At 72.7% G+C, this 12,385-nt stretch carries 9 protein-coding genes; 8 read left to right on the top strand and 1 reads right to left on the bottom strand.

From position 1 onward, the window contains the following. Positions 1–62 precede the first annotated feature (62 nt). The 8 genes from glgP (at position 63) to VFW71_07695 (ending at position 11,374) form a co-directional block, all read left to right on the top strand. Positions 63–2,642, top strand: coding sequence for an alpha-glucan family phosphorylase (glgP, locus tag VFW71_07730; protein HEU5002651.1), 2,580 nt, complete (start codon positions 63–65; stop codon positions 2,640–2,642). 11 nt (positions 2,643–2,653) lie between these two features. Continuing rightward, complete coding sequence (locus VFW71_07725; GenBank protein ID HEU5002650.1) at positions 2,654–4,132, top strand: SagB/ThcOx family dehydrogenase; 1,479 nt, start codon at positions 2,654–2,656, stop codon at positions 4,130–4,132. 107 nt (positions 4,133–4,239) lie between these two features. After that, positions 4,240–5,313, top strand: coding sequence for an ABC transporter substrate-binding protein (locus VFW71_07720; GenBank protein ID HEU5002649.1), 1,074 nt, complete (start codon positions 4,240–4,242; stop codon positions 5,311–5,313). A gap of 848 nt (positions 5,314–6,161) precedes the next feature. Then, a complete protein-coding gene (locus tag VFW71_07715) occupies positions 6,162–6,980 on the top strand; it encodes a hypothetical protein (GenBank protein ID HEU5002648.1) in 819 nt (272 codons plus the stop codon). Beyond that, a complete protein-coding gene (locus VFW71_07710) occupies positions 6,943–7,923 on the top strand; it encodes a DUF4129 domain-containing protein (GenBank protein HEU5002647.1) in 981 nt (326 codons plus the stop codon). The genes VFW71_07715 and VFW71_07710 overlap by 38 nt, the downstream gene beginning before the upstream one ends. Next, entirely contained in the window at positions 7,920–9,023 is a 1,104-nt protein-coding gene (locus tag VFW71_07705) for a DUF4350 domain-containing protein (protein ID HEU5002646.1), read from the top strand. Before VFW71_07710 ends, VFW71_07705 begins: the two co-directional genes overlap by 4 nt. Positions 9,024–9,062: 39 nt before the next feature. Further along, positions 9,063–10,019, top strand: a complete 957-nt coding sequence (locus VFW71_07700) for a MoxR family ATPase (GenBank protein ID HEU5002645.1) — start codon at positions 9,063–9,065, stop codon at positions 10,017–10,019. Further along, positions 10,016–11,374 (top strand): DUF58 domain-containing protein, encoded by a 1,359-nt coding sequence (locus VFW71_07695; GenBank protein ID HEU5002644.1) that lies wholly within the window; start codon positions 10,016–10,018, stop codon positions 11,372–11,374. The genes VFW71_07700 and VFW71_07695 overlap by 4 nt, the downstream gene beginning before the upstream one ends. On the opposite strand, the gene VFW71_07690 is transcribed toward VFW71_07695, so the two are convergent. Next, a complete protein-coding gene (locus VFW71_07690; GenBank protein HEU5002643.1) occupies positions 11,352–12,359 on the bottom strand; it encodes a stage II sporulation protein M in 1,008 nt (335 codons plus the stop codon). The two genes, VFW71_07695 and VFW71_07690, sit on opposite strands and share 23 nt — an antisense overlap. Positions 12,360–12,385 lie beyond the last annotated feature (26 nt).

Here is a 12,385-nt window from a genome sequence, read left to right as displayed (position 1 = left end):
CTGACGACGACCGGGTCGCCGAGTCCACACCGGCCCCGCACCGAAGGTTAGGTTACGAAACCATGGCTAGAGCCCTTCGCAGCTTCACCGTCCGTGCCGATCTGCCCCCTGCCCTGGCGGGGCTGCGGGACATCGCCATGAACCTGCGCTGGTCGTGGGATGCCCGCTCCCAGGACCTGTTCCGGTGGGCGGACCAGGCGAAGTGGGAGGCGGCGGGGCAGGACCCCACCCGGCTGCTGGGGATGATCGACCAGGACCGCCTGGAGGCCCTCGCCCGGGACCGGAGCTTCCTCACGTTCCTGCAGGAGGTGCACGACGACCTCATGCACCACCTGGAGCGCCCCCGGTGGTTCAGCGAGCGCCCGGACCTGGCCCTGCGGTCGGTGGCGTACTTCTCACCCGAGTTCGGCATCGCCGCCGCCCTGCCGCAGTACTCGGGCGGCCTGGGCGTGCTGGCCGGCGACCACGTCAAGGCCGCCGGGAGCCTGGGCCTGCCCCTGGTGGGCGTCGGCCTGTTCTACCGGAAGGGCTACTTCCGCCAGGAGCTCAATGTGGACGGCTGGCAGATCGAGCGCTACCCGACGCTCGACCCCGAGGAGCTGGGCCTGCAGATCGTCGGCCGGGTCACGGTGGACCTGGGCGGCCTGGCGGTGGGGGCCCGGGTGGTCAAGGCCCACGTGGGCCGGGTCCCGCTCTACCTCCTGGACACCGCCATCGACGAGAACGACGAGGAGGCCCGCAGCATCACCGACAACCTGTACGGCGGCGGCGAGGAGCACCGCCTCCAGCAGGAGATCCTGCTGGGCATCGGCGGCGTCCGGGCGCTGCAGGTGGTGGGCGAAGCGCCCCAGGTCTTCCACATCAACGAGGGCCATGCCGGGTTCCTGGCCCTGGAGCGGCTCCGCAGCCTGATCCTGGACGAGGGCCTCGCGTTCCCCGAGGCGGTGGAGGTCGTCCGATCCGGGGCGGTCTTCACCACCCATACGCCGGTGCCCGCCGGCATCGACCGCTTCCCCCGGTACCTCATCGAGCGCTACTTCAGCGCCTGGGCGCAGGAGTGCGGCGTCCCGTTCTCCCAGGTGATGGAGCTGGGCCGGGAGCCGGGCGGCTCGGACGACGTCTTCAACATGGCGGTGCTGTCCTTCCGGCTCTCGGGGTACTGCAACGGGGTCGCCAAGCTGCACGGGCAGACCAGCCGCAGGATGTTCCAGCACCTGTGGCCCGACGTCTCCTTCGACGAGATCCCCATCCACTCGATCACCAACGGCATCCACGCCCCCACCTGGGTCTCCAAGGAGATGAGCACGCTGCTGGACCGCTACGTGCTGCCCGAGTGGTGGGACGGGGGGCCGGAGCGCTGGGCCCGCCTGGACGACGCCTCGGACGAGGACATCTGGCGTATCCGGGAGCAGTGCCGGGAGCGGCTGGTGGGCTTCGTGCGCGCCCGGCTGCGCTCCGCCCGCCTCGCCCAGGGGATCAGCCCGGGCGACCTCGCCTGGTGCGACGACGTCTTCGACCCCGGCGTGCTCACCATCGGCTTCTCCCGGCGCTTCGCCGGCTACAAGCGGCCGACGCTGCTGCTCAGCCAGCCCGAGCGGCTGAAGGCGCTCCTGAACCACCCCGACCGCCCGGTCCAGATCCTGTTCGCCGGCAAGGCGCACCCCGCCGACGAGCCCGGCAAGCAGATGATCCGGGCGATCTTCAACTTCGCCCAGGACCCCGAGGTGCGCCGGCGGATCGCTTTCCTGGAGGACTACGACATCTCCATGGCCAAGGTGCTCTGCCAGGGCGTCGACCTGTGGCTGAACACGCCCCGGCGGCCTCTGGAGGCATCGGGGACCAGCGGCGAGAAGGCGGCTCTCAACGGCGTGCTCAACTGCTCGATCCTCGACGGCTGGTGGGACGAGATGTACGACGGGACCAACGGCTGGGCCATCCTCTCGGTGGAAGGCTACGAGGACCTGGCCCGCCGGGACCAGGTGGAGGCCTCCAACCTGTTCGACGTGCTGGAGCGCCGGATCGTCCCGCTGTTCTACGACCGCAAGGCCCGCTCGGTGCCCCGGGGCTGGGTGCGGCGGATCCGGTCGTCGCTCAAGGCCCTCGGCCCCAAGGTCAGCGCCTCCCGCATGGTGCGGGAGTACGTCGCCTGGGCCTACGAGCCCGCCTCCCGGAGGAGCGAAGCCCTGGCGGAGAACGGGTACGAGCGGGGCCGGGCGCTGGCGGCGTGGAAGGCCCGGGTGCTACGGGATTGGGACCAGATCGGCATCGAGGAGGAGGTGGACGAGGAGGCACCCGGCCCAGCCCTGGGGGCGCCGGTGTCCGTGCGGGCCCGGGTCCACCTGGGGTCACTCTCGCCCGACGACGTCGCCGTGCAGCTGGTCCACGGGCCCCTGGATGGCACCGACGAGCTGCAGTCCGAGATCATCGAGACCATGGTGGTGACGCCGGTGCTGGCGGTGGTCGGTGGTGGGGCCCGGACCGACGAAGGCACCTGGGCCTACGAGGGGTCCTTCACCTGCGAGCACCCCGGCCGCTACGGCTACGCCCTCCGGGTGATCCCGGCGCACCCCGACCTCATCACCTTCGCCGAGGTGGGCTGCGTGTCCTGGGCGGGGCTGGGCCGGGGATTGCGGATCGACTGAGCCTGCTGGCGTTGGGAATCCTGGAGTACCACGAGGCGTCGAAGCATTCGCCGGAGAGCGTCCGCCGGTCCCGGCGCCGCCTGGACTGGGCCAACAAGCCGGCCCCTTACAAGGACTACGAGCCCGGCCTGGCGGAGTACCCGCTGGCATGGCCGCCACCGCCGTCGGGGCCGGGCCCCGTGGAGGGTGGCTTCCTGAAGAGCGGATTCCTCGGCCGGCTGCTGAATCTGGGAGCCGGGGTCCTGCGGAAGCGGGCGGTGCCCGGCACGGAGACCATCGAGTTCCGCACCTACGCCTCGGCGGGTGGGCTGTACCCGGTGGAGATCTACGCCGCCGTGGGCGGGGTGGCGGGCCTTCCACCCGGGCTCTTCCACTACCACCCCCGCCGCCGGGCCCTGGTCCGGCTCGGGGAGGGCGACTGGCGGGGCACCCTGGCGGCGGCCACGGCGGGGGAGCCAGCGGTGGGGGAGGCCCCCGTGGTGCTGGCGCTCACCGGCATGCCCTGGCGGACCGCATGGAAGTACGGCCCCCGGGGATTCCGTCACCTGTACTGGGACGCCGGGATGATCCTGGCGAACCTGCTGGCGATCTCCTCGGCGGCGGGGGTGACGGCCCGGGTGGTGCTGGGCTTCGACGACGGTGCCGTCAGCGATCTCCTGGGCCTCGACGGGACCCGGGAGGTGCCACTGGCGGTGCTCGCGGTCGGGGCGGGGGCACCGGCGCCGCCGGCCGGCCCCGTTCCGCCCCTGCGTGCCGCCTGGGCTCCCCTGTCCGGGGAGGAGATCGACCAGCCGGAGATCCTGGCGGCCCAAGCTTCCGGGGGCTTGGCGGGCGATGAGGTGGCTCGGTGGCGGGCAGGCGGGGGGCGTCGGGCAGTGGCCGGAAGGGAGCCGGGTGGTGAGCCGGGGAGGGAGCCGGGCGGCGGCCGCGGGATAAGCCTGGAGCGGGCCATCCGCCGGCGGGGCTCGGCCCGGTCCTTTGACCGGTTGCCCGTCCCGCTCGGGATGCTGGCCGACATCCTGGCGGCGGCCACGGGCGGGATCCCCACCGACCTGACCCCGGCGGGCGAACGGCGAGTGGTCCCCTACTTCATCGCCAACCGGGTGGAGCTGCTCGACCCCGGGGCCTACGCCTACGACGGGGACCTGCGGATGCTGGACCTGGGCGACTTCGCCCGAGCGGCGGGCTTCCTGTGCCTGGAGCAGCGCCTCGGCCGCGATGCCGCCGCCACCCACTTCCTCATGGCCGACCTGCCGGCGATGCTGGGGGCGTTGGGCGATCGAGGGTACCGGGTGGCGCAACTGGAGGCGGGGATCGTCGGGGGCCGGATCTACCTGGCGGCCTCCCGGCACGGGCTGGGCGCCACCGGGCTGACGTTCTATGACGACGAGGTCAGCGAGTTCTTGGCGCACGTGGGCGCCCCGGGCCTCAGCCCCATGCTGGCGGTGGCGGTCGGGCCCGCCACCCGCCGGCTGTTGCCGCTGGCGTGACGGATCCGCAGCTCGCACCCCGCCGGGTGCCACCGGGTATGCGTCCGACCAGCAAGAATGTGGCCGGTTAAAGCGCCGTGCCGATACCTACCTGTGAGAGCCCGCCGATGACCCCGCGCCCGTTCCGCACAATGACCCTGCTTGCCTGCGTGGCGGTGCTGCTCGCCGCGTGCACGAGCAAGAGTCCGAGCCATCCCGGTGCCTCGTCCGGCGGGCCGAGCGGCAGCAACGGGACAGCATCGGTGCTGCGCCTCGGGTACAACCCGTCCCTGATCCAGGCCACGGCGCTGATCGGCATGCAGGACGGCATCTTCAACCAGGGGATCTCCACCGAGGGTCACACGGCCCTGCAGCCCAGCACCTACGCCACCGCGGCTACCGAGGTGAGTGCCCTCCAGTCCGGGTCACTGGATGCCGGCTACCTGGACCCGAACTCGGCGATCGCCGCCTTCGAAGCGACCGGCGGCGGGATCAAGATCATCTCGGGGGCAACCTCGGGCGGCTCCTACCTCATGACCACCTACTTCGCCCAGAAGGTGGCCACGAACCTGCGGGGCGCCAAGATCGCGGTGCCCGAGCAAGGAACCTCGGACGACGTCGCGCTGCGCACCTACCTGGCCGATGGCGGAGTCAAGGTGGGCACGGGCGGGGTGAACATCGTCTATGAGCCGATGTCAAGCATCGTGGCGCAGTACGGCCACGGCCTGACCGGCGCCTGGGTGGACGAGGAGTGGGCCAGCCGGATGCAGATCGAGCACGGCGCCACGGTCTTCGTGGACGAGGGCCAGTCGCCGCTCTGGCCAACGACCACCTACCCGACCGCCGTCCTGGTGGCCCGCACCTCGTACATCAACCAGTACCCGGACACCATCAGCAACCTGCTGATCGGCCAGGTGGTGGCCAACGACCGGGTCAAGATCCAGACCCCCCAGAACGAGACCGACGCGGCGGCAGCCATCAAGACCACCACCGGGCAGACGATCAACCAGAGCGAGTCCGACCTCGCCTGGAGCCACCTGAGCTTCACCGACGATCCCAACACCACGGCGATCCAGACCGACGCCACCAAGGCCCAGAAGCTTGGGCTGATCAAGACCGCCAACCTCGCGGGGATTTTCGACCTCCAGCCGCTGAACGCCGTGCTGCAGGCGGCCAACGAGCCGCAGGTGGCCGGGGGGTAGCGCCGCCGGTTGGACCTCGAGTACAGGGGTCGGTCCGAGGAAACGCCAGGGTGGCTCGCATGTCTTCGCTTTCCGCGCAACATATGCCGTGGGATACCGGGGTTTTGGTGCGCGGTTCCATGCCCGGGGTGCCAGCGCTGCCTGCTGGCGCACTGGTCGTGCTCACTGGGCTGGACCTTCGACCCGGCCGATCCGGCCGTCCTGGGCGTCCGGCTGGTCGAGTGACTGCGGGCGGCGGGTGGAACCGGTAGGCTCGGCCACCGGGCAACGGTTTGCGTGATGTGCGTAATCAGCGTCATGGGTGAGAACCGGGTGGGGCGGACGTGAGCGGACCAGATGACGGCGGAGAGGCGCACGGGCCCGACGCCGCGCCTCCAGAACGGCCCCCGGAACAGGGCCCCGAGCAGCCCCCCGGGCGCCAGGACTTCGATTGGGCCGCCCGGTGGGCGAGCCTGACCGAGGCGACCACGCCGCCGCCTCCTGTACCGCCGGCAACGGACCCCGGTGGGGCGCTGCCCCCGGGGTGGGGCGAAGGGGGGGCATCGCCAACACCGTTGGCGCCGGCGCCTCCCGCCCCGGGCCACCAGCCGTACCCGTCACCGGGAGAAGCACCGGCGTGGCCTCCGCCGGGTCAGCCGGGACCGCCCCCCGGGTGGGGCCCGCCGCCACCAGGTTGGGGCCCACCGCATGCCGGGTATCCGCCCCCTCCCGGGTATCCGCCTCCTCCCGGATACGGGCCGCCGTCACCGGGATATGGCCCGCCGCCAGGCTGGGGCCAAATACCGCCTCCGGGGTGGGGCCCTCCGCCCCCGGGATGGGGCCCGCCCCCGCACGGGTGGGGTGCGGCGATGCCGCCCGGCATCCCGCCGCTCTACCCGATGGGGGTCGGCCAGATCGTCGATGCCTCGATCAAGCTCTACCGGCAGCACTGGAGGATGTTGATCCGGATCGTGGCCATCCCGCTGGCCGTGCTCGAGTTCCTCCGGGCGTTGCTGCTCCAGCACTACGTCACGACGGGCGTCAGCCTGAGCCCCTTCACGCCGCAGACGTCCAACAGCACCGCCGCCAACCTCGGCCCGGTGCTGAGCATCACGTTCGCGTTCATCCTCATCCAGTACATCGTGGTGACGCCCTTCCTGACCGCAGCGGTGGCGAGGGCGTCGGCCGACCTGTACCTGAACCGCCCGGTCAGCGTGCGCGACATCTACCGGGCGGCGATGAAGCGCTTCTGGCCCATCCTGGGAGCCCTGATCCTGGTGGGCCTGGCGTCGCTGGGAGGGTTCTTCCTCCTCATCGTGCCCGGCATCATCTTCGCCGTGCGCCTGGTCATTGCCCCCGTGCCGGTGATCCTCGAGGGGGCCGGGCCGGGCCGGGCCCTCCGCAGGTCCTGGAACTTGTCCAGAGGCAACTTCTGGCGCATGGTGGGCCTCGGCCTGCTGGTCGGGATCCTGGAGGAGATCGTCGCCGGCATCGTGAGCATCATCCCGGGGATCGTCGCCCACTTCGCAGGCCCGGTCGGGTGGGTGATCAGCGGGGCAGGAGCCGCCGCCGGGGTCATCCTGGTGACGCCCTTCCACACCATCGCCCTCGTCCTGCTCTACTTCGATCTCCGCATCCGCAAGGAAGGCTTTGACCTCACCATCCTCGCCCAGCAGCTCGGCGGTTAAGCCGGCCAGCCGGCGGATCGCCGCCGGCATCGCCGGGCTCCTGTGTGCCCTCGGGGCGCTGCTCGGCGCACCGGCGGCTGCCGCCCCGCCCGTGATCTCGCTGGCCACGTGGACGCTACGGCTGGATTCCGCCCGCCAGCAGGCAGATGCCGCCGCCGCCCACCCCTCCCGGGGAGCGATGGACGCGGTGCGGGACACGCTGGGGCTGCCGCTGCAGGTGGCCACCGGAGGCCACAGGGTGGGCGTCGCCGGGGACCCCGAGCTGAAGAACCTCTCGGGGCGCACCGCCCAGGACTTCCGGGATGCCTCGGACCAGCTGGCGGCCATGGAGGACGCCGCCCGCCAGGCGGCCACCGCCCAGCAGCCCAACCCGAAAGTACTCAGCCGGGAGTTGGCGCTCGCCTACCGGGGCATCGCCACCCGCCCCAGCTTCTGGGCCCGGGTCCGCCACGACGTCTGGGTGGTACTGCTCACCATCTTCGAGCGCATCGGGTCGCTGGTGTCGGCTATCCCGCTGCCCTCCTGGCTGCTCGCGCTGATCGCCGTGCTGGTCGCCGGGCTGGTCGTGGTGATCCTGATCCGGCGGGCACGCATGGTGGTCCCGGAACGGGCGGTACCGCTCCCGGGCACCCGGCGCAGCAAGCAGCCGGACTGGGACCGCATGGCCGACGAGGCGCTCGCCCGGGGGGACCTGGAGGCGGCCGTCCGGGCGCGCTACCGGGCGTTGCTGGCGGCGCTGGCCGCCCGGGGCGTCGTCCCGGCTGCCCAGAGCCTGACCGCCGGGGAGTGCCGGCGGGCGGTGTCCAGCGGCATGCCCGACCTGTTCCCGGCGGTGGCCCGCGCCACCCAGGTCTTCGAGTCGGCGATCTACGGGCACACCCCCGTCGAACGGTCGGAGGTCGAGGCCCTCCGGGAGGCCACCCAGCAGGTGCGCGCGGCATGAGCCTGACCAGGAACGGGGCGCGGCGCTGGGGGTGGTGGGTGGCGGTCGCCGCCGTCGTGGTGGGGGCCGTGGTGCTGGCCGGGCCCGGCCCCTCGGCGGACTCGGGACCCCAGGGCACGCTGGCCCTGCGCCGGCTCCTGGCGGGCATGGGCCTGACCGTGCGCACCGCCAATCGCCCGCCCGCGGGGGGCGGGATCTTCGTGCTGCTCGCCGACCTCCGCACCGGCGCCCAGGCCCACAATCTTCTCGGCTGGGTGCAGGACGGCGGGACCCTGGTGGTCGCCGACCCGGGGTCCACGACCCTCGGCCAGGCCGGCCTCGGGCCCACCGCCCGGGTGGGCCACTACTCGTTCGGGCCACCCAAGGTGGCCCCCGGCTGCATCACGCCGGAGACCGCCGGGATCCGGTCGATCGCCGTCGACCCAGCCGATTTCGCCCTGGAAGCAGCACCCGGGGCCGTGGCCTGCTTCCCGATCAGCGGGGGCGCCTTCGAGCTGGCCCAGCCCCTCGGCCAGGGCCGCCTGATCGCCCTGGGCGGGTTCTCGCCCTTCACCAACGCCCTGCTCGACAACGCCAGCAACGCCGCCTTCGCCGTCGAGCTCTTCGGATCGGCTCCCGGGCCGGTCGTGTTCGGGCCGCCCTTCCCGCCGGGCGCCCCGCCGCCGCCCAGCCTCTGGCACCTGCTCCCGCTGTGGGCCAAGGCGCTGGTGTTCCAGGTGGTGCTGGCGCTCGTCGCCTTCGCCGCGGTGTCCTCCCGACGCTTCGGGGCGCCGGCGGTGGAGCGGCTGCCCTCGCCGGTGCCCGCCAGTGAGCTGGTGGAGGCGGTGGGGCGCCTGTACCGCTCCTCCCGGGCGGTCGGCTTCGCGGGCGACACCCTCAGGTCCTTCACGGTGCGCCGTATCCAGCGCCGGTTCGGGGCCGGGCGGGGGGCGCCCGACGTCGAGGCGCTCGCCGCCCAGGTGAGCGGGGCCGCCGGGATGGATCTCGACACGGTGCGCCGGTTACTCGGCGGCCCGCCGCCGTCCGACGACGCCGAGCTGATTGCCCTGGGGCGGGACCTCGAGGAGCTGGGGCGCCGGGTCGAGGAGTCGGTGCTGTGAAGATGCACCCGAGGCTGTGACTATGCGGGACAAGGAGGCGTGACAGTGGCGGATGCCCGGGAGGCGCTCAACGCAGTGCGGGCCGAGGTGGCCAAGGCGGTGAAAGGCCAGGACTCGGTGACGGTCGGGGTGCTGGCCGCCCTGCTCGCCCGCGGGCACGTGGTGCTCGAGGGCGTGCCGGGCGTGGCGAAGACCTTGCTGGTCAAGGCCCTCGGCCGATCCCTGGACCTGGACGTGCGCCGCATCCAGTTCACGCCCGACCTCATGCCCTCCGATGTCACCGGCAACACGGTGTACGAGGCACAGACCGCCACCTTCCGCTTCCGGGCCGGGCCGATCTTCGCCAACCTCGTCTTGGCCGACGAGATCAACCGCACCCCGCCCAAGACCCAGGCCGCCCTGCTGGAGGCGATGGAGGAGCGCCAGGTGTCGATCGAGGGCGAGTCGCACGCCCTGCCCAGCCCGTTCCTGGTGGTGGCCACGCAGAACCCGGTCGAGTTCGAGGGCACCTACCCGCTGCCCGAGGCCCAGCTGGACCGCTTCCTGCTCAAGCTGCGGGTGGGCTACCCCGCCCCCGAGGCCGAGAAGCAGGTGCTGCGCATGCACGACCAGGGCCGGGACCCCCACGACCTGGCCGCCCTGGGCGTGCGGCCGGTGGCCGGCGCCGCCGAGCTCGCCGCCGCCGCCCGGGCGGCCATCGGCGTGACGGTGTCCGACGAGATCGTCGAGTACATCTGGGCCCTGGCCGACCAGACCCGCCGGAGCCCGTCGCTGGCCCTCGGGGTCAGCCCCCGGGGCGCCGCCATGCTGCTCTCGGTGACCAAGTCCTGGGCCTACCTGGCGGGCCGGGTGTTCGTCACCCCGGACGACGTCAAGGCCCTCCTCAAGCCTGCCTGGCGCCACCGGATCATGGTGCGGCCCGAGGTGGAGATCGAGGGTACGACGCCGGACGCGGTGCTCGACGGCGTCGCCCAGCGGGTGCCGGTCCCGAAGTGAGCACTCCCGCACCAGAGCGGCCCCGGCGGCCCCGGCGGTTCCGGCGGGGGATGTACGCCAGCCGCTGGGTGCCGGTCGTGGTGCTCGCCGCCTCCGCCCTCGTGGTGGTGCTGCCCGGGCCGCGCTGGGCGGACCTGGTGGTGGTCAATGGCCTCGTGCTGGTGGCGCTGGGCGTGGACGTGTGGCTCGCCCCCGCCACCGGCGCCCTGCAGGCTTCCCGCACAGTGCCCCCGGTGGTCTCCCTCGACCGGCCCGGCACGGCCCAGATCCGCCTCCACAATCCCGCCACCCGGCCAGTGCGCATCGCCACCCGGGAAGGGGCGGGAGCCTCGGCCGGGGTGCGCCCGGCACGCCAGACGCTGGAGGTGGAACCCGGCTCGTGGGCGGAGATCGACGAGGAGATCGCCCCGACCCGCCGGGGGGTGATCCCCATCGGCCCCTTGACCGTCCGCACCGCGGGACCACTCGGCCTGGGGGGTCGGCAGCAGACGCTGGCTCTGGTGGACGAGGTCAAGTGCTATCCGGCGCTGCCCGGCCGCAGGCAGGTGGAGCTGCGCCTGGACCGTGCCCGGATGCTGCAGTCTGGGGAGCGGTCGTCGGCGATGCGCGGGGGCGGCGGGGAGTTCGACGCCCTGCGCGAATACCACCCCGACGACGAGTTCCGCCGCATCAACTGGCGGGCCACCGCCCGGGCGCCGAAGCCGATCTCCAACACCTACCGGGAGGAGCGCAACCAGCAGGTGCTGCTGTTGGTGGACACCAGCCGGATGATGGCCGGCACCGTCGGCGGGGCCCCCCGCTTCGAGCACGCCCTGGACGCCGGCATCGCCCTGGCCGAGCTGGCGGGCCGGGTGGGCGACCACGTGGGCATGACCGCCTTCGCCGGCGACGTGCGGGTGACCGTCGGGCCCCGGAGCGGGCGCAGCCAGGCCCGCCGCATCCTCGACGTGCTGTTCAACATCCACCCGACGCTCGACGCCCCGAACTATTCCCGGGCGTTCGGCCTCCTGCTGGCCCGCTACCGGCGGCGGGCGCTGCTGGTGCTGCTGACCGAGCTCGCCGACCCGGCCGCCATGGAAGGGCTCGTTGCCGCGCTCCCGATGCTGCTGGCCCGCCACCTGGTGGTGGTGGCGGCGGTATCCGACCCGGCGGTCGAGGCCGACGCCACCTCTGTCCCCACCGGCAGCGAGGAGGCCTACGCCAAGGCAGCCGCTGCCGGGGCGCTGGCAGCCCGGGCGGCGAGCGCCACCCGCCTGGGGATGTTGGGGGTCACGGTGGTGGACGAGCCGCCCGGTGAGCTGGCCGGGGCGCTGGCCGACCAGTACCTGACCATCAAAAGCCGGGGCCGGCTGTAGCCGTAGCCACCGCGGGCACCTTCTCGCTGGCCGGGGGCCGGATCTTGTGGCGCCGGGTCCCGAACAGCAGGGTGAGGTAGCCGGTCGCCACCACCACGCCGAGCGTGATCGAGATCGCCGGGTTGATGCCCGAGGGGGTGACGAAACCTTCGATGAGCGCCGCCAGGGCGAAGGCGGGCACGACGCCCAGCACCACGAGGACGGCGTCGAGCGCCTCGGCGGTGAGGGCATCGGCCCGGGTACGGTCCCCGGGGGCGATGATCGCCCACCCCATGCGCAGGCCGGCCCCCGCAGCGATGCAGATGGCGGAGAGCTCGAGGAGCCCGTGGGGCAGGATCAGGGACCAGAACCGCCCCGAGTAGCCCAGCGCCTGGAAGGTCCCGCTCAGCGTGCCCAGGTTCACCGCCTGCAGGGCCACGAGGTAGAGCGTGACGCCGCACAGGGCGATGCCCACGATGAACGAGAGCACCGCGACCTGGACGTTGTGCACGAAGATGAAGCCCGAGATGTCGGGGGCCGGGGCGCCGAGATTCACGGCGTGGTGGCCGTGCTGGAGGGCCTGGCGGGAGACCCCGGGCAGGATGCCCGCCCGCACCGAGCGGGACCCCGCCACCCAGAGCTGGGTGGCCGCCGCGAGCACAACGGTGATCACCGCGCACACCACGATGTAGGGCAGCGTGCGCCGGGCAGCCTCCTGGTAGCGGACGCCCAAGAGCCGGAGGGCGTCCCGCACGCTGGTCACCCTGCTCCCGTAGAGCGCGTTGTGCGCCGTGGTCACCAGCCGGTTGAGGTAGGCCTCGAGGCGCGGGTCCCGGTGGCGGGTGCGGACCTCGGCGAGCTGGGCCGATGCCCGGAGGTAGAGGCGCACGACATCGTCGATCTCCGGGCCGCTCAGCCGGGAGAGCCCGGCCCGTCCCTTGGCGCACGCCTGCTCAAGCCGGTCCCACTCGGGCCGATAATGCTGGATGAAGGAATCGATGTCCAAGGGTGGGCCCTTGTGGGTAGGTAAGG

This window comes from Actinomycetota bacterium (assembly GCA_035765775.1).
In the GTDB taxonomy this organism is placed as follows: Bacteria; Actinomycetota; CADDZG01; order JAHWKV01; family JAOPZY01; genus DASTWV01.
Note: the sequence above shows the minus strand (reverse complement) of the source record. Positions and strands in the feature narration are given on the sequence as shown.

Bases quoted from the DNA above. Each gene is read 5' to 3' on its own strand.
- glgP (HEU5002651.1), top strand. From the start codon at position 63: ATGGCTAGAGCCCTTCGCAGCTTCACCGTCCGTGCCGATCTGCCCCCT.
- VFW71_07720 (HEU5002649.1), top strand. From the start codon at position 4,240: ATGACCCCGCGCCCGTTCCGCACAATGACCCTGCTTGCCTGCGTGGCG.
- VFW71_07715 (HEU5002648.1), top strand. From the start codon at position 6,162: ATGCCGCCCGGCATCCCGCCGCTCTACCCGATGGGGGTCGGCCAGATC.
- VFW71_07705 (HEU5002646.1), top strand. From the start codon at position 7,920: ATGAGCCTGACCAGGAACGGGGCGCGGCGCTGGGGGTGGTGGGTGGCG.